Source organism: Streptomyces sp. NPDC001056 (assembly GCF_053598955.1).
On the sequence record NZ_JBSFLI010000014.1, the window covers coordinates 123,214 to 140,804 of the forward strand.

The window sequence follows — 17,591 nt, forward strand, 5'->3', positions numbered from 1 at the left end:
GCCCTGTCCACGTCCGACGAACGCCGGCGCGAGTTCGCCACGGTCCGGATGTGCGCGCGCACCGCGCCGGCCCGTCTCTGGGTGGCCCCGGTGCCGGTCGTGCCCCGCGGGGGAGTCGAGGCCTGGGCGCGGCACGCCCCGTCCTGGCCCGACGGCATCGTCGGCGGCATGACCCACTGCCGGGCTACCGCGCCGCCGCCGTGGTCCGGGACGACGTCCTCGCCTCCCTCGGCATCGACGGCGAACCGCACACGCCCGCTGCCCCGCCCGGGTGATCGGCGGGGTGGCGCTGCCCGGGTGATCGGCGCCACCTGGCCCGGCCGGCCCGCAGCCGCCCCCAAGTGGCCTGGGAACGCGTCCTGTTCAGCGCCAAGGAGGGCGTCTGCAAGGCATGGTTCCCCCTGGCGGGGCGACGGCTCGGCTTCCCGGACTGCGCCGTCGCGCCCGACGCGGACAGCGGCACGTTCGCCGCCGCGCTGCGCGTGCCCGGCCCCGTGGTGGCCGGCGCCCGCGTGGACCGGTTCACCGGACGCCGGCGGGTCCTGGAAGGGCAGGGCCACGGGCTGGTGGGGACGGCCGTCGCCGTACGCGGGCATGTCTGATTTGTCTCCGTGGGCATCAAGTTGCCAGGCAACTTGATGCCCACGGCGGGAAGATCTACGGCGGCGCTTCTTCTGGCACAGTCGTTCCCGGCGCCGAATTCGGGCGGGAAGAGAATCCCGAATTTCTTCGCACACCGCCGTTCCCGTTGATCGTCGTACCGCCCACCGTCTCAACACCCAGCGTTTTCCGCACTGTTTGAAGAATTCTTCGTACCCTGGAGGGGAACTCAATGAGTGGCGTCGTGGGCTGGATCGACTTCCGGCGCGATCTGGGCGATCAGCACGGCTTGCTGCATTCGATGACGGAGACGATGCGGCACAGAGGCCCCGACACCCAGGACGTCTGGATCGGCGAGCACGCCGCCATCGGCCACCGCGGCCTGGCCACGGGACGCCCTGACGACGCACGGCCCGCGAGCGCGGGCATCAGCGGCGACACCGTGTACGCGGCGCACACCGGCGAGGTCTACAACGGTGACGAGCTGCGCCGCGACATCGAGGCGGCCGGCGGCGCCCTGCGCGACGGCTCCACCGCCGAGGCCCTCCTGCAGGCCTACTTCCTGTGGGGCACCGACTTCGTCGACCGGGTCAACGGCGCCTTCGCCTTCGCGATCTGGGACGGCCGCACCCGGCGCCTGCACCTCGGCCGCGACCGGATCGGCGTCAAGCCCCTGTACTACCACCCGTACGACGGCGGCATCCTCTTCGCCTCCGAGCCCAAGGGCATCATCGCCAACCCCCTCTTCCGGCCGCGCCTGGAGCTCTCGGCGCTGCCCGTCGTCCTCCAGCCGCGCCTGGCCCAGCCGGGCGAGACCCCGCTGAAGGACCTCTACGAGGTGGAGCCGGCCCATGTGCTGACGTACACCGAGTCGGGGCTGACCCGGCGGCGCTACTGGCAGCTCGTCAGCGAGCCGCACCACGACTCCTTCGAGGAGAGCGCCCGCCGGGTGCGCGAACTCCTCGACGACACCGTGCGCCGGCAGCTCACCACCGGTGTCCCGCTCGGCGCGATGCTCTCCGGCGGCGTCGACTCCACCTCTGTCGCCGCCCTCGCCGCGAGCGCCCTGCGCAAGGAGGACCCGGCCCACGAACTGGCCACCTTCTGCGTGCGGTTCGAGAGCGACCCGGCGCACTTCGTGGCCACCGAGCTGCGCCCGGACATCGACGCCCCCTATGCCGCCGAGGCCGCCGAGTTCATCGGCACCCGGCACACCACGCTCACCGCGTCCGTGCAGGACCTGCTGGACGTCATCCCCGCCACCCGGCGCGCCCGCGACCTTCCCGGCTGGGGCCAGTTCGACGCCTCGATGTACCTGATCTTCCAGCAGATCCGGAACAACTGCCCCGTCGCGCTGACCGGCGAGGCCGCCGACGAGGTGTTCGGCGGCTACCCGTACTTCTTCAAGCCGGAGGTCCTGGCCGCCGACCGCTTCCCCTGGCTCTTCGACGGCCCGAAGCTGTCCCGCTACCTCGTCCCCGACCTGCTCGCCGCGGTGAACCCGGAGGAGGACGAACGCGCCCGTTACGCCGAGGTGCTGGCGCGGGTGCCCCGGCTCGCGGGCGAGAGCGCCGAGGACGCCCGGATCCGCGAGATCTTCTTCCTGGGTCTGTCCGGCCCGCTCTCGGTGATCCTGGACCGCAAGGAACGCATGAGCATGGCGCACGGACTCGACGTCCGGGTCCCCTTCTGCGACCACCGCCTCCTCCAGTACGTGTGGAACGTGCCCTGGGAGCTGAAGTCGCGGGGCGGAGTGAAGGGACTGCTGAAGGCGGCCATGGCGGACATCCTGCCGCCGAGCACCCTCAACCGCAGGAAGAGTGCCTATCCGCACGTGCAGAACCCCGACTACGACCGGACCCTGGTCCGCGAGGCGACCTGGATCGTCAACGACGAGGCCTCGCCGCTGAAGCCGCTGTTCGACACCGACCGGACGAACGGGCTGATCCGGCAGATCTCCGCGGGCGCCGTCCACGGCGAGCTGCCCGGCGGCTCCAACCAGGCCGCCCTGCTGATCCAGCTCGTCGAGATGCGGCACTGGATGGACGAGTACCAGGTCGCTCTCCCCTGACCCAGGCGCCGCCGACGTACCGACTGAAAACCCCAGGGAGTACCCCTTCATGCTTGAACTGGTCCCCATCACCGGCGACATCGGCACGGAGGTCCGCGGTGTCGACGTCACCCGGCCGCTGTCCGACCGTGACTTCGACCGGATCTACCAGGCCTGGATCGACACGACCGTCCTGCTGATCCGCGGCCAGGACATGACCCCGGTCCAGCACATCGAGTTCACCCGGCGCTTCGGCGAGGTCTTCGCCTACACCCGCTCGCAGTTCAACGATGCCGAGCACCCCGAGATCCTCATCCTGTCCAACCTCGCCAAGGACGGGAAGCCGATCGGCTCGGCCTACAGCGGCCGCGTCTGGCACAGCGACGGCGCCTATCTGACCGACCCGCCGGTGGGCTCGATGCTGTACGCCCGCGAGATACCGCCGACGGGCGGCGACACCTGGTACGGCAACATGTTCGCCGCGTACGACGCGCTGCCGCAGGCGGTCAAGGAGCGCATCGAGGACCTCAAGGTCGTCATCAGCCGCGTCCAGTCACGGCCGTACAACTACCCCGACCGGCCGGCGCCCACGGAGAAGGAGCGCGCCGAGTGGGCCGACGTGGCGCATCCGCTGGTGCGCGTCCACGAGGAGAACGGCCGCAAGGCGCTCTACGCGGGCGGCAACGTGCCCTGGCGCATCGAGGGCCTGTCCGAGGACGAGAGCGCGCCGCTGATCACCTTCCTCCAGGAGTTCGCGATCCAGCCGCGATTCACGTACCGCCACCAGTGGCAGATCGGCGACATCGTCCTGTGGGACAACCGCAGCGCGATGCACCGGGCAACGCCTTACGACCACGTCAACCACCGCCGGCTGCTGCACCGGACGACGATCACGGGCCGCCGCCCGGCCGCCGCGGCGGCCGAGGCCGCGTGAGGGGGCGGGCACCGGTGCGATACGACTACATCATCGTCGGCGCGGGTGCGGCCGGCTGTGTGCTGGCCGGCCGGCTGACCGAGGACCCGTCGATCCGTGTGCTGCTGCTGGAGTCGGGCAGCGAACGGCGCAGCCCGCTGCTCACCGTTCCCGCCGCGGAGACGGTGCTGATGGGGAACCCGAAGTACGACTGGTGCTTCGAGACCGACGCCGACCCCACCCTCGACGGCCGCAGCGTGAACATCCCCCGCGGCCGCCTCCTCGGCGGCTCCAACCAGATCAACGGCATGATCTTCGTCCGCGGCCAGCGCGAGGACTACGACGACTGGGAGCGCCTGGGCAACCCGGGCTGGTCCTGGGAGGGTGTGCTGCCGTACTTCCGCAGCATGGAGCGCGTCGCCGGCATCGAGGGCGCGAACCGCGGCCGCGCCGGGCAGATCGCCGTCGGACTTCCGCGCGACCGCGACGAGCTCACGGACGCCTTCCTCGCCGCCGCCGTCAAGGCCGGCTACCCCGAGAACCCGGACTACAACTCCGGCGACCAGGAGGGCTTCGGCTACTACCAGGTCAACCACGAGGGCGGCCGCCGCTCCTCCGCCGCCGGCACCTACCTCAAGGCGGCCCGGCGCCGCCCGAACCTCACCCTGGTCACCGAGGCGCACGTCACCGGCCTGCGCTTCGACGGCAAGCGCTGCGTCGGCGTCGATTACCGGCGCGGCGACACCGACCAAAGCGCCGACTGCGCCCACGAGGTGATCGTCAGCGCCGGAGCCGTGCAGTCCCCGCAGCTGCTGGAGCTCTCCGGCATCGGCTCGGCGGACCTCCTCGGCGAGGTCGGCGTGCCGGTGGTGCATCATCTGCCCGGCGTCGGTGAGAACTTCCGCGACCACTTCGCCGCCCGGCTGCGCTGGCGGGTCCGGCGCCCGATCACCTTCAACGAGCGCTCCCGCGGCCTCGGCCTGGTCCGCGAGATCGGCCGCTACGCCCGCGAACGGCGCGGCCTGCTGAGCCTGCCGATCGCCCTCGGCCACGGCTTCGTCCGCTCCGACGCCTCCCTGACCCGCCCCGACATCCAGTTCCACTTCGCCCCCGCGAGCTACGGTGGCGGCCGCAGCCGGCGCCTCGACACGGCCCCCGGCATGACCCTGGGCGTCTATCCGCTGCGCCCGGAGTCCAAGGGCTCCATCCACATCCGCTCCCGGCAGCCGCTGACCCCGCCGTCGATCCGCACCCGCTTCCTGGAGTCGGAGGCCGACCGCGCCACGCTGCTCGCGGGCATGCGCATCGGCCGACGCATCGTCGAGGAACCGAGCCTGGACGCGTACCGCGCGTTCGAGCTGACGCCCGGCAGCGAGGTCCGCTCCGACGACGAACTGCTCGCCTACGCACGGCAGCACGGGGACACCTCGTACCACCCGGTGGGCACCTGCCGCATGGGCGACGACCCGATGGCGGTGGTCGACGAGCGGCTGCGCGTGCACGGCGTGCAGGGTCTGCGCGTCATCGACGCCTCCGTCATGCCGGCCATGGTCTCGGGCAACACGAACGCCGCGAGCATGATGATCGGTGAGAAGGGCGCCGCCCTCGTCCTGGCCGACCACAAGGACCGGACCCGCGCGTAGCCGCCGTTCCCGGGACCGTACACCGGCCGTACGCCGATTCCCCGCGGAGCTTCTTCACCAGCATTCGATTCCAGAACGGGAACTCCCATGCCTGAAAACCTCACGGCGGACCGTTTCGACCACCCGTCCAACCTCGCCAGGGCCGGCTCGTACCGCACCCACCGCAGCGCCTTCTGGCCGCCCGCGGGCGCCTACGCGCTGGGCTGCCTGGACCTCGCCGGAGCCACCCCCGCCCTCGGCGACGGGTTCCGCCGGGCCCTCGCGGACCTCAAGGCCGCCGTGGAGGCCGAGTGGCGGCGGGTGAAGGAGATCGGCGTACCCGCCCGCCGCCGCTTCAACGACCCGATGGCGATCGCCGAGGCGGTGCGCGACGTCGCCAAGCACCTGCCGGGCGAGGCCGACCGCAGGGCCGCCGAACTGCGCGCCAGCGCCGTCCAGGACGGCTACGACGACGACATCCTGCGCGAACTCGCCGCGCTGGAGGAGGACTTCACGGTCGTCGCCGGCCAGATCTCCACCTGGTACGGCAAGGAGGTCCGCGGCCTGCCCACCGCCTTCGGCTGCCGCGCCGACGACGAGCGCCAGCGCCTGGTCACCGAGGCCCTCGCCGACCGCGACGAGGTGGCCGCCCACCTGCGCGGGCTCCACGCCGACCTGCGCCTGGGCGACCTGCCGGCCTTCGGCGCCGCCGAGCTGTTCTTCATGGCGGGCGAGGGCAACCTCCACCCCAAGCACATCGCCTACTTCCTCCCCGAGGACGAGGGGGTGAAGTACTCGCCGTTCAAGAAGACGTACTACTTCGCCAACACGCACCGCGCCCTGCTCGACACCGTCTCCGCGCCCCTCGCGCGGCGGTTCCTGGAGATCGGCGTGGAGTTCGACCCGGCCGACCCGCGCTTCGCCGCCATCCCCACCCTGGGGGTCCTCAGCCACGAACTCGGCCACTTCGTACACCGGCCCGCCACCGACTACAAGGAGCTCAACGCGGCCGACCGCTGGGCCTCGGTGGTCCTCCAGGAGGTCGCCGCCGATGTCTTCGGCATCCTGATCCTCGCCGACGTCTGGGCTCCCCGCCTCGGTATCGACCCCGCGGACTGCGTCGCGTACTACCTCGCGGAGTGCCTGCGCTACACCGACCGCGGCCTCGGTCACTTCCCCGACAGCGACGGCATGTTCCTCCAGCTGTCCTACTTCGTCCAGCTCGGCGCCCTCGACCTCACCGGCACCCCGCGGCTGACGGGGGAGCCGGAGGTCGTCCTCGCGGGTCTGCGCTCGCTGGCCCGCGTCCTGGCCGACACCCTCCTCGCCACCGACGCCGGCCGGGCCGTCCGCCTCTGCCGGAACTACGGCCCGGCCACGGCCGCCCCGCTCGCGGCGCTGGTCGAGCGGCTTCGTCCGGAGCCCTTCCGGTCCGTCGAGTACACGCAAGAGCACCTCCACACCACCGCCACCTCCGACTCCTGAAAGCAGGACATGATGATCACTGAGGCGAACCAGGACCTTGCCCAGGTGCGTGACTACTACACGGCGCAGCGCTCCACCGGCAGCGAAGCGGAGAGCATCTACGCCATCTGGGAGAGGGGCGGCGCGTTCAACGACTCGGTCACGCCGTCGACGTACGTGCCCGAATACCGCTCGCACATGGCGCTCAAACTGCTCTCGCTGACCGGGGACGGGGCGTCCGTCTTCTCCCTGGGCTGCGGCAACGCCGCCGTCGAGGGCGTCGTCGTCGGCCTCGGCCGCACGGTCCGCGGCATCGACTTCAACGAGGAGGCCGTGGAACTGGCCCGGCAGAAGGGTGTCGACGCCTTCACCGCCGACTACTACACCCTGCGGCCCGCCGACGTCGCCGATGCCGACATCATCTACGCGGACGGCTTCCTCGGCCACCTCTTCGACGCCGAGCGGGAGACCGGGCCCGCCCTGGACAAACTGGCCTCCCTCGGCCTGAAGTCCGGCGCCTACCTGGTCTTCTCCAACGACGCCCCGCAGGACCAGGAGGCGCCCTACGCCCCGCACCAGCGGGTCGCGGACTTCTGGTACCTGTCCAAGGACTACCTCGCCGAACGCCTGGCGGCCCGCGGCTATCGGACGGTGGAGAGCTACTACTTCCCCTACCTGCGCCCGGTCAGCGGCATGCGCAACCGCACGATCTGCATCGCGCGCGTTCCGTAAAGGGGGAGCCGTGCCCATCGCAGACGCCTTCTCCGCCCGCCTCAGGCCCCTGCTCAAGGACCTGACGGCCGCCTACGGAACGCCCTTCCACATCTACGACGCCGCCGGCATCGTCGACACCTACCGCGCCATGACGGACGCCTTCCAGGGCGAGCCGTACCGCCAGTACTTCGCCGTCAAGGCGCTGCCCAACCCGCACATCCTGTCCCTGCTGCTCGCCGAGGGCAGCGGCCTGGACTGCGCCTCCCCGGTGGAGCTGGAGCTGGCGGCCAGCCTCGGCGCCGGGCCCGGCGACACCGTCTTCACCTCCAACAACACGGCCCGCACGGAATTCGAACTCGCCCTGAAGAACGGCGCGTTGATCACCTTCGACGACCGGACGGCCCTGGACAAGGCCGACCCGCTGCCCGACACGGTCGCCTTCCGCGTCTCCCCGCACGGACTGTCGGCCGGCTCCCGCCTCATGGGCGACGCGCGGGCCACGAAGTTCGGGGTGCCCGCCGGCCAACTGGCCGACGCCTACCGCGAGGCGAAGGCGCGCGGCGCCCGCCGGTTCGGCATCCACGGCATGATCTGCGCCAACGAACTCGACGTGGACCGCGCCGCACGCGCCGCGACGGACGTCATCGAACTCGGCGCGCGCGTCGCCGCCGAGGCCGGCATCGAGCTCGACTACGTCAACGTGGGCGGCGGCCTGGGCATCCCGTACCGCCCCGAGGACCGCCCGTTCGACTTCCGCCGCTACGCCGACGCGATCCTCGCCGCCCGCCGCCGCTGCTTCCCCCGCTCCGCGCCCCGCATCCTCATGGAGTGCGGCCGCTATGTCACCGGCCCGCACGGCGTCCTGGTGACCACCGTCATCAACCGGTGCAGCAAGGGCCGGGAGATCGTCGGCGTGGACGCCTCGATGTCCGCGCTGCTGCGCCCCGGCTTCTACGGCGCCTACCACCACATCACCCTGCCCTTCGCGCAGGACCGCACGGAGGCGCCGTACGACGTCGTCGGCTCTCTGTGCGAGAACATGGACAAGTTCGCGATCGACAGGCCGCTGCCCGACCCGCGCGAGGGGGACGTCCTCCTCGTCCACGACACCGGCGCGCACGGCCACGCGATGGGCTTCACCTACAACGGCCGTCTGAGGCCCGCCGAGCTCCTGCTCACCCGCGACGGCGACGTCGTCGAGATCCGCCGCGCCGAGACCTACGACGACTACGTCACCACCGTTCCCGCCCGGCCCGGGGCCGTCCTTCCCCTCGCACCGCACGCACGACAGGAGTGTGCCCCATGTACTCCCGACCGCTGATCGAGGACGCCTTCGAGCGCCGGGCCGAGCTGACCGAGACCGAACTCGCCCGGCTCGCCCCGCACATCGAGGCCGGCCTCGACGCCCTGGACCGCGGCGAACTGCGCGCCGCGAACCCCGTGGACGGCACCTGGGCCGCCGACCCCTTCGTCAAGAAGCTGATCCTGCTCTCCTTCCCGCTCGGGACGAACGCCGTCGCCGACGCGGGCCCGGGCCGGCCCAAGAGCTACGACAAGATCCCGCTGAAGTTCGAGCACTGGCAGGAGGCGGACTTCGAGAAGGCCGGGATCCGCGTGGTGCCGGGCGCGGTCGTGCGGCGCGGCGCCCACATCGCCCCGGGCGCCGTCCTCATGCCGTCCTTCGTCAACATCGGCGCCTACGTCGGCGCCGGGACGATGATCGACACCTGGGCGACGGTCGGCTCCTGCGCCCAGGTGGGGGACCGCTGCCACATCTCCGGCGGCGCGGGCCTCGGCGGCGTCCTCGAACCGATCGGCGACAGCCCCGTCGTCATCGAGGACGACGTCTTCGTCGGCGCCCGCAGCGAGATCGCCGAGGGCGTGCGGGTGCGGCGCGGAGCCGTCATCGGCATGGGCGTCTACCTGGGCGCCTCCACACCGATCGTGGACCGAGCGACCGGCGAGGTGACCCGCGGCGAGGTCCCCGAGAACGCCGTCGTCGTCCCCGGCACCCGCACCGACCCGCGCCGCCCCGAACTGTCCACGTACGCCGCGGTCATCATGAAGTACGCCGACGAGCGCACCCGCGGCAGGACGGCACTGAACGACCTGGTGCGGGACTGACCCATGGACCACGTCGCCAGCGCGTTCGCCCGGCTGCGCGCACTCCAGCAGGGCATCCCCGCCCCGGCCGGACTCGCCCCCGTCCAGCTCCACCTCGGCGAGTCCCGGCTGGGCACGGGCGGCGTCGACACCGCGCTCCTCGCCGACCCCGACGGCTGGACCCGCTACCCGCGCCTCGGCGGCACCTCCGAACTGCGCACCGCGTACACCGGCTGGCTGCGCCGCCGGTTCGGTGTGGGGCGGCTCCTCGACCGCTCCACCGTCGCGGTCGAGCCCACGCCGGGCACCAAGCAGGCCCTGGCCGTGGCGGTCGCGCGCGCGGTGGAGCGGGTACGGCGGGCGGGCGGCGAGGCCGCGGTCGTCATGCCGAACCCGTTCTACCCGACGTACCACGCCGCCGCCGTGGCCTCAGGAGCACGACCGGTGTTCTACGACCCCTGCGGCGGGAGCCCCGCGCTGGAGGACGCCGTCGCGGCGGCGGGCGCCCGGGTTGCCGCCGTCATCGTCTGCGACCCGGGCAATCCGCGCGGCGAACTCCTCTCCACGGAGTTCCTGCGCGCGGCCACCCGCGCCGCCGGCGCCGCGGACGCCCTGCTCCTCGTCGACGAGTGCTACACCGACCTGGCGCTGTCCCGTCCACCGGCCGGCTACCTCTCGCTGGTGGAGCGAGGGGTGGCAGCACCGGGCCGGTTCCTCGTCCTGCACACCCTGTCAAAGCGGTCCGGCGCGCCGGGACTGCGCAGCGGCTTCGCCGCCGGCGACGCCGAGACCGTGGCCGACTACGCCCGGTACAACCGGGTGTGCGGCGTCTCGACCCCGCTGCCGGTCTGCGCCGCCGCCGCGCGGCTGTGGGACGACGACACCCATGTGGAGCGGGCCCGCCGGGAACTGGCCGCCAACTGGGCCCTCGCCGACGCAATCCTGGCCGCCGTCCCCGGATACCGCCGGGCCGACGCCGGGTTCTTCCTCTGGCTGCCGGTCGACGACGACGAGGCCGCCGCCCGGCACCTCTGGCGCGACCAGGCGCTGTCCGTCATGCCCGGCCGCTACCTGGCGGCCGACGGGCCCGACGGCGTCAACCCCGGCGCCGGACACCTCCGTATCGCCCTCGTCCACGACGAGCCGCTGATGCGCGAGGCACTGCTCCGCCTGTGCGCGAGCCTGACCCGAACCGACCTTCTTCTCTGCGAGGACGTCTCCGCATGACGCTGACGCGACCCGACGACAAGCCGCTGCTGCTGGTCATCACCAGCGGGCTCCGGCGGTACCGCGAATACCTCCTGCGCTCGATCGCCGGCCGCTACCGCGTCCACCTCATCGACGCGGCCGAGCCCACCTGGGAGCTGCCCCACCTCTCCGGCCACACGGTCGTCCCCGACACCGGTGCCCGGTCGGTGCTGGAGGCGGCCCGCGAGATCGCCGCCGGGCAGCCGGTGGCCGGCGTCATGAGCTGGCACGAGGAGCACATCGTGCAGGCGGCCCTGGTCGCCGAGGAACTCGGCCTGCCCGGCACCCCGCCCGACGCGGTCCGGCGCTGCCGGGACAAGTACGCCACCCGCACCGCGCTCGCCGAAGCGGGCCTGCCCCAGCCGGAGTTCGCCCTGGCCGGCAGCCTCGACGAGGCGCTCGCCGCGGCCGACAAGCTCGGCTGGCCCGTGGTGCTCAAGCCGCGTGCCGCCGGCGGCAGCCAGGGCGTCGTCCTGGTCCACGACGCGGCCGAACTGGCCGACCAGTTCGACGCCACCCGCGACGTCCACGTCCCGCACAACCCCGACTTCGCCGAGCTGGTCCTCGTCGAGGAGTACCTCGACGCCCCCGAGGTCAGCGTCGACTCCGTGGTCCACGAAGGCCGCGTCACACCCGTCTTCGTGGGCCGCAAGGAGGTCGGGTTCCCGCCGTACTTCGAGGAGACCGGCCACCGCGTCAGCGCCGCCGACCCGCTGCTCACCGACCCGGAGCTGCTGCGCGTCCTCACCGGCATCCACCGCGTCCTCGGCGTCACCGACGGCTGGACCCACACCGAGCTCCGGCTGACCCCCGAGGGCCCGAAGCTGATCGAGGTCAACGGGCGGCTCGGCGGCGACCTCATCCCCTACCTCGGCCTGCGCGCCTCCGGTATCGACCCCGGCCTGGCCGCGGCCGACGTGGCCTGCGGCGCGGAGCCGGACACCGCGGCGAGCAGGGCGTCGTACGCCGGGATCCGGTTCTTCTACCCGCCGGCCGACGACACCACGATCGGCGCGCTGGACTTCGACCGCGACGGACTGCCCGCCGCCCTCGACCTGCTGGAGCCGCTGGTCGGTCCGGGAGACGTCGTCTCGCCGCCCCGCAAGGGCCTCATCGACGGCCGTATCGCCCTCGCCACGGCGGTCGCGGACACCGCCGAGGAGTGCGGCGCCGCCCTCGACCACGCCGAGCGGGCGCTCCGGCTGACCGTGAAGGGCGCGTGAGCATGCACATCCTCGTCATGCACCGCGTACCCGACTCCTTCGTGCGCTACGCCGAGAACCTCGACCACACCGCCCACCAGGTCACCTACGTCAGCACCCCCGAGCGGCTCGCCACTCTCCCCGCCGGCGTCCCGGCCCGCCGCATCGAACGCCCCGGCACCGGCGACACGGCGGCCGAGGTCCTTGCCGCCGTCTCCGGCCTGCCCCGGCCCGACCTGGTCGTCGCGCTGTCCGAGTACGACCTGCTGCCCGCCGCCCAGGTCCGCGAGGCACTGGACGTCCCCGGCCCGCGCGTCGCCGACGTGCTGCCCACCCGGGACAAGGTCGTCATGAAGGCCGCCGTCGCCGCGGCGGGCCTGCGCGTGCCGCGCTACGCCCCGCTGGCCCGGGCCCTCGCCTCCGGCGTCGACTGGACCGGCCGCAGCGTCCTCAAGCCGCTCGCGGGCGCCTCCAGCGAGGGCATCACGACCTACCCGACGCCGGACGCCGCCCTCACCGCGGTGCGCGACGGCTCGGTGCGCGTGGACGTCGACGGCTTCGAGATCGAGGAGTTCGTCGAGGGGCCGATCCTGCACATCGACGGAGCCGTCGCGGCGGGCCGCCCGCTCGCCGTCCAGGCCAGCAGGTACCTCGGTACCTGCCTCGGCTACGCCGAGGGCGCGCCCCTCGGCTCCGTGCAGACCGACACCCCGCCCGCGACCGTCGACTTCACCCTCGCCTGCCTGCGCGCGGTCGGCATCACCGACGGCCCCTTCCACCTGGAAGCCATCGAGACGGCGGACGGCCCGGTCTTCCTGGAAGTGGGCGCGCGCGTCGGGGGAGCGGACGTGGCCGACACCTTCGAGCTGGCCACCGGCGTCCACCTGGCCTCCGCCCAACTCCGGCTCCTGGCCGGCGAAACACTCGACGGACCCGCCGCCCCGGCCGCCGGACCGGACGCGCGGTACGGCTGGTTCGTCGTCCCCGGCCACACCCTCGGCTCCGCCTACTGCCGGATCGAGGGCGAGAAGCCCTTCCGAGAGAACCCCGTGGTCCGGCGCTGGGTGCAGCGCGCCCCGCACGAACCCGTCAAGGCCGCCATCACCTACGCGGACGCCGACATCCCCCTCGCGGGCGTCGTCGGCCCCGCCCCCACAGCCGTACTGGAACGGTTCCTCACCGAGCTCTTCGCCTCGGTGACGGTGGAACCCGGAGAGGACCCGCGATGACCCTTCAGCCCCGCCTCGTCGTGGCCGCGCGCACCGTCGACGGCACCTCGGTGGTCGCCGCCGACGGACCCGTCCCGGCCACCACCGTCGGCGCCTGGCCCGGCTCGCGGTTCCATCTCGCCTGGGGCACCGAGGACGGCGGCGCCCGGGTCGGCAACGGCCTGCCCGAGCCCAGGACCCTGCCCTTCTTCCCCGGCACCGGCGGCACCCGCCTGCTCTTCGCCCGCTACGAGCCCGACGCCTCCGTCCCCGCACCGGCCGGCGACCCGGACGAGCTCGCCGCCGAGGTCGAGGAGCGGCTGCCTGGCCTGCTGGAGGTCTTCGAGCCCGGCGACACCGGCATGCACACCACCGACACGCTCGACTACGGCATCTGCCTGGAGGGCGAGCTCCACCTCGAACTCGACGACGGCAAGGAGGTCCTGATCACCCCGGGCACCTGCGTCGTCCAGCTCGGCACCCGCCACACGTGGCACAACCGGGGCACCACCGCGGCCCTCATGTGCTTCGTCGGCATCGGCGCCGAACGCGACCGCTGACCGGCGCTTGCGCAGCTCGGTGAACCGGGATGTCCCGTGTTCCCCGAGTTCGCCGAGAACGGGGATCGACCATTTGTCGCCGATCCGGTCGAGCAGGTCCCGTGACGGGCAGCCTTGCTCGTACGGTCCCACGACGATGTCGCGTCGGCCACAGTCTCGGCAGTCGCCACGGCTCCCACCTCATTTCTTTCATCCGGGTGGCTACCTTACCCAGAAGTGGCTACTTACCAATGGAGAGTTGGCAGGTCAGGGTGATGGCGTGCCGCGAAAGCCGCGGCGGAATGGGGACCTCACATGTCCATCGTCGTCACCGGAGCCACCGGCCAGCTGGGCCGACTCGCCGTCGAGGCGCTGCTGCGGCGTGGAGTGCCGGCCGCGGACATCGTCGCCACGGGTCGGGACACCGCGAGGATCAAGGACCTGGCCGACCGTGGTGTCGTGACGCGCCGGGCGGACTTCGCCGACCCCGCCAGCCTCGCGGCGGCCTTCGCGGGGGCGGAGAAGCTACTGCTGATCTCGGCCTCGATCCCCGTGGACGAGCGCCTGGCCCATCACCGCCGCGCCATCGACGCAGCACTGGCCGCCGAGGTGTCCCTGATCGCGTACACGAGCATGACGCGGGCCGACACGGCCCGAACGATCCTCGCCGAAACCCACCGCGCCACTGAGGAGTACCTGCGCGAACGCGACGCCCCCGCCGTGGTGCTGCGCAACAGCTGGTACCTGGAGAACTACACCGGCCAGCTGCCCCTGGCCCTCCAGCACGGCACCTTCCTCGGAGCGGCCGGCGAGGGCACGGTCAGTGCCGCGACCCGCACCGACTACGCCGAGGCCGCCGCGGTCGTCCTGACCACCGAAGGCCACACCGGCGCCGTCTACGAGCTGGGTGGCGACCAGGCGTTCACCCTGGCCGAACTCGCCGCCACCGCCTCCGCCGCGACCGGCACGCCCATCGCCTACACCGACCTCCCCGCAGGCGCCTTCGCCCAGGCGCTGACCGGCGCCGGCGTGCCCGCCGAACTGGCCCAGATCCTCGCCGACTCCGACCTCGGACTGGGCCGCGGCGAACTGTTCACCGACACCGGCGACCTGCGCCGCCTGATCGGACGGCCCACCACCACCCTCGCCGACGCGATCACCGCCGCCCTGCGCTGACACGGACCCCGCCCGCGAGCACCGAAAACACCACCCCCCCCGTCGACCGACCGGAAGGGCCGCCTGGTGGGCGCAAGGGCAGGTTGGAGAAGGCTCGCGATCAAGGGACCACCGTCAGCACGATCTTGCCCTGGAGGTGGCCCTGCGCGGCTCGCGTGTGTGCGCTGCCCGCCTCGGGCAGCGGGTAGGTGCTGTCCACCCCGACCTGGAGCTTGCCCTCGTCGAACAGGCGCCCGATCTCGGCGAGCTGGGGACCGTTGGAGCGCACCTGAATGTTCGAGACGGTGATGCCCAGACGCGCCGTCTCCTCCGGGTCGTACGGGGCGAAGAACACCGGAAGCATGGTGCCGCCGCGCTTGAGCACGGTCAGGAAGCGTGAGCTGTCCGGGCCGCCGACGGTGTCGATCACCAGGTCGACACCGCTGACCACGTCCGCGGCCCGCGTCCTGGTGTAGTCGATGAACTCATCGGCGCCGAGCCTGCGCAGGAACTGCTCGTGCCGGCCCGACGCCACCGTGATGACGTGTGCCCCCTTCCATTTCGCCAACTGCACCGCGAAGTGGCCCACTCCACCGGCCGCCCCGTTGACCAGCACGGTCATCCCTCGCGTGATCGGCACCGGCTGGTGCACCCGGCCGGTGAAGGGAGACGGCACGTCGTGGCCGAGCTCCACCAGGTACTGCCAGGCCGTAAGCAGCGCCATCGGCGCCCCAGCCGCCTGCACGTGGTCGATACCGGCCGGCTTGGGGGCCAGGTCCGAAGCCGGCGCGGCCACGTACTCGGCGTACGTCCGGCCGTCGAATCCGGGGAACCGCAGCATGCCGAAGACCTCGTCACCGACGGCGAACCCCCGCACGTCCGGAGCGACCGCCTGGACCACGCCCGACATGTCCGTTCCCGGGATCAGGGGGAACTCCAGCGTCGGCCTCATCTCGGCCGGCATCACCTTCATCCCCTCACGCAGGTACCAGTCCGGCGGGTTGACGCCCGCCGCGTGCACCCGGACGAGCACCTCGCCCGGACCGATCTCCGGAACCGGCACCTCGTCGTACCGCAGAACGTCCGGCCCGCCCGCTTCGTGGAACTGGATCGCCTTCATCGCGCCTGTCGCTTTCCTGGGGAAACGTTGTTCCTTCAGTCAAGGCCCAGGACGCCGTGGCCGTCCAAGACCGGTTCGGCAACCCCGTCATTCCGAAACCGCATGACGCGTACGCTGGAAGGGTGAACGATCTCGGAAAGGACCTGGAACTGCGGCTGGTGCGCTACTTCACCGTGGTGGCGGCGCACCAGCACTTCGGCCGGGCCGCCGCCGACCTGCACGTGGCCCAGCCGGCGCTGAGCCGCCAGATCCAACGGCTTGAGAAGTATCTCGGCGCACGACTGCTGGACCGCGTACCCCAGGGCACCCGGCTCACTCCGGCCGGCCAGAGGTTCCTCCCCCGGGCCCAAGCCCTGCTACAGGCCGCCCGCCAGGCCGAGCTGGCCGTGCGTGAACAAGCCGAGACCGAACGAATCGCCATCGGCTACGTCGAAGACCTGGTGATCACCGCCGCCGTACGGGAACTGCGCCGCCGGCACCCGGACGCCGAGATCGCCACCCGCTACCTGAGCTGCCGCGACGTCGAGGCGCTGTCCGACAAGCGCGTCGACGCCCTGATCGCGCGGGCCCCGCTGCCGCTCGCCGCCGACGACGTGTTCACCACCCCGCTGTACGAGGAGCCCCGGATGCTCGTGGTCCCGCGCGGCCATCCCTTGGCCGACCGGGCGTCGGTGACCGCGGACGAACTGGCCGACGAGCAGGCGGCGCCGTGCGCGTTCGAGACCGCGGACTGGACCTCCTACCGGCTTCTCGGGGCCGGCGTGCCGCCGATCGACAGCTACGAGGACAAGCTCGAACTCGTCGCGAGTGGCCGGGCGATCGCCGTGCTGCCGGTCGGTGATCGGCGTAGCTCACTGCGTCCCGACCTCGTCACCGTCCCGATCGAGGGCGCTCCCCCCAGCCAGGTCGTCCTGGTCAGCCGCAAGGGTGACCCGAATCCGATGATCAGGAGTCTCCGGCTGGCTGCCGAGGCCGTCCTGACCGCTCCGGCAGCCTGACCGGGACCAGCCGGTCCGCTCGGCGCCGAACTGCGCCAAGCGGTGTTCACGCGCGCCGTGTCCCGGTCGGCCCGCTCGCTCACCCGCAAGGCCGGATGCCGGTCCGCCGAGCGCGGCGGGCGCACCTCCTGCACCCACTCGCCCAGCACGTCGACCATCCGATCCATCTCCGGGACCAGAAGCATGGTCATCGCTTCGGCGGTCCCTTGGAGTACCTGCACCGGACGGCCACGCTGTCGGCCTGCCCGATCTGTGGCGCCCTCCTATGACGTCCCTGATCCACCAGGTCGACCTTCGAGGACCCGGTCCGCCCGGTGCCGTGGGCGTAGATCGTCCTGATCGCCGCGGCGTCGCACAGCGCGGCGGGCGCGCCCTTGCGGCGCCGCCCGTGAATGCTTCGCCGTCCTGGGGAACGTCTGCTGCGGCACGCCGTGTCCGATGTCCGCGCCGACCAGGACCGGGATGCCGAGGTCGCCGACGGCGTGGTACTCACCCACGGCAACGGTCCACAGCGAATGTCCTGTTGGTCGCCGAAAAACGACGAACTGACGGAACTCGCCGACGGCTGGAGCAGTTTCCAGGGGGACCTCTGGTCGGACGGCGAACGCATCCTGCACCCAGGTCCGGTCCGGCATGACGCGTCAGACCCAAGTCA

The 17,591-nt window shown here is 72.2% G+C and carries 15 protein-coding genes and 1 pseudogene; 15 read left to right on the top strand and 1 reads right to left on the bottom strand.

The window, feature by feature from the left end; all coding sequences use genetic code 11:
- Nucleotides 1-3: 3 nt before the first annotated feature.
- The 14 genes and pseudogenes from ACWDD7_RS18715 to ACWDD7_RS18780 form a co-directional block, all read left to right on the top strand.
- Nucleotides 4-132: pseudogene (locus tag ACWDD7_RS18715) on the top strand (hypothetical protein); the annotation flags it as partial.
- 209 nt (nt 133-341) lie between these two features.
- Complete coding sequence (locus ACWDD7_RS18720) at nt 342-602, top strand: hypothetical protein (protein ID WP_450458119.1); 261 nt, start codon at nt 342-344, stop codon at nt 600-602.
- 230 nt (nt 603-832) lie between these two features.
- Nucleotides 833-2,671, top strand: coding sequence for an asparagine synthase (glutamine-hydrolyzing) (gene asnB / locus ACWDD7_RS18725; protein ID WP_450458120.1), 1,839 nt, complete (start codon nt 833-835; stop codon nt 2,669-2,671).
- A gap of 49 nt (nt 2,672-2,720) precedes the next feature.
- Complete coding sequence (locus ACWDD7_RS18730) at nt 2,721-3,584, top strand: TauD/TfdA dioxygenase family protein (protein ID WP_450458121.1); 864 nt, start codon at nt 2,721-2,723, stop codon at nt 3,582-3,584.
- A 14-nt stretch (nt 3,585-3,598) separates the two neighbouring features.
- The gene (locus tag ACWDD7_RS18735) at nt 3,599-5,206 is read left to right on the top strand and encodes a GMC family oxidoreductase (RefSeq protein ID WP_450458122.1); all 1,608 of its coding nucleotides are present in this window, start codon (nt 3,599-3,601) and stop codon (nt 5,204-5,206) included.
- A gap of 87 nt (nt 5,207-5,293) precedes the next feature.
- Nucleotides 5,294-6,670, top strand: coding sequence for a hypothetical protein (locus ACWDD7_RS18740; protein ID WP_450458123.1), 1,377 nt, complete (start codon nt 5,294-5,296; stop codon nt 6,668-6,670).
- Nucleotides 6,671-6,679: 9 nt separating this feature from the next.
- Nucleotides 6,680-7,381 (top strand): class I SAM-dependent methyltransferase, encoded by a 702-nt coding sequence (locus ACWDD7_RS18745; RefSeq protein ID WP_450458124.1) that lies wholly within the window; start codon nt 6,680-6,682, stop codon nt 7,379-7,381.
- 10 nt (nt 7,382-7,391) lie between these two features.
- Nucleotides 7,392-8,684 carry a diaminopimelate decarboxylase gene (locus tag ACWDD7_RS18750; RefSeq protein ID WP_450458125.1) on the top strand — a complete coding sequence of 431 codons (1,293 nt, stop codon included), beginning with the start codon at nt 7,392-7,394 and terminating at the stop codon, nt 8,682-8,684.
- Nucleotides 8,666-9,487: a 2,3,4,5-tetrahydropyridine-2,6-dicarboxylate N-succinyltransferase gene (locus ACWDD7_RS18755; RefSeq protein WP_450458126.1), complete on the top strand. Its 822-nt coding sequence runs from the start codon at nt 8,666-8,668 to the stop codon at nt 9,485-9,487. Before ACWDD7_RS18750 ends, ACWDD7_RS18755 begins: the two co-directional genes overlap by 19 nt.
- Nucleotides 9,488-9,490: 3 nt before the next feature.
- Nucleotides 9,491-10,693 carry an aminotransferase class I/II-fold pyridoxal phosphate-dependent enzyme gene (locus ACWDD7_RS18760; protein ID WP_450458127.1) on the top strand — a complete coding sequence of 401 codons (1,203 nt, stop codon included), beginning with the start codon at nt 9,491-9,493 and terminating at the stop codon, nt 10,691-10,693.
- Nucleotides 10,690-11,937, top strand: coding sequence for an ATP-grasp domain-containing protein (locus tag ACWDD7_RS18765; RefSeq protein WP_450458128.1), 1,248 nt, complete (start codon nt 10,690-10,692; stop codon nt 11,935-11,937). Before ACWDD7_RS18760 ends, ACWDD7_RS18765 begins: the two co-directional genes overlap by 4 nt.
- Before the next feature lie 2 nt (nt 11,938-11,939).
- Nucleotides 11,940-13,145, top strand: coding sequence for an ATP-grasp domain-containing protein (locus ACWDD7_RS18770; protein WP_450458160.1), 1,206 nt, complete (start codon nt 11,940-11,942; stop codon nt 13,143-13,145).
- Complete coding sequence (locus ACWDD7_RS18775) at nt 13,142-13,684, top strand: cupin domain-containing protein (RefSeq protein ID WP_351877529.1); 543 nt, start codon at nt 13,142-13,144, stop codon at nt 13,682-13,684. Before ACWDD7_RS18770 ends, ACWDD7_RS18775 begins: the two co-directional genes overlap by 4 nt.
- 294 nt (nt 13,685-13,978) lie before the next feature.
- On the top strand, nt 13,979-14,839 hold the full coding sequence (locus ACWDD7_RS18780; RefSeq protein ID WP_450458129.1) for an NmrA family NAD(P)-binding protein: 861 nt from the start codon (nt 13,979-13,981) through the stop codon (nt 14,837-14,839).
- Between the two features lie 100 nt (nt 14,840-14,939).
- On the opposite strand, the gene ACWDD7_RS18785 is transcribed toward ACWDD7_RS18780, so the two are convergent.
- Complete coding sequence (locus tag ACWDD7_RS18785) at nt 14,940-15,938, bottom strand: NADP-dependent oxidoreductase (RefSeq protein ID WP_450458130.1); 999 nt, start codon at nt 15,936-15,938, stop codon at nt 14,940-14,942.
- 122 nt (nt 15,939-16,060) lie between these two features.
- Between ACWDD7_RS18785 and ACWDD7_RS18790 the strand changes: the two genes are divergently transcribed.
- Nucleotides 16,061-16,936 carry a LysR family transcriptional regulator gene (locus ACWDD7_RS18790; protein WP_450458131.1) on the top strand — a complete coding sequence of 292 codons (876 nt, stop codon included), beginning with the start codon at nt 16,061-16,063 and terminating at the stop codon, nt 16,934-16,936.
- Nucleotides 16,937-17,591 lie beyond the last annotated feature (655 nt).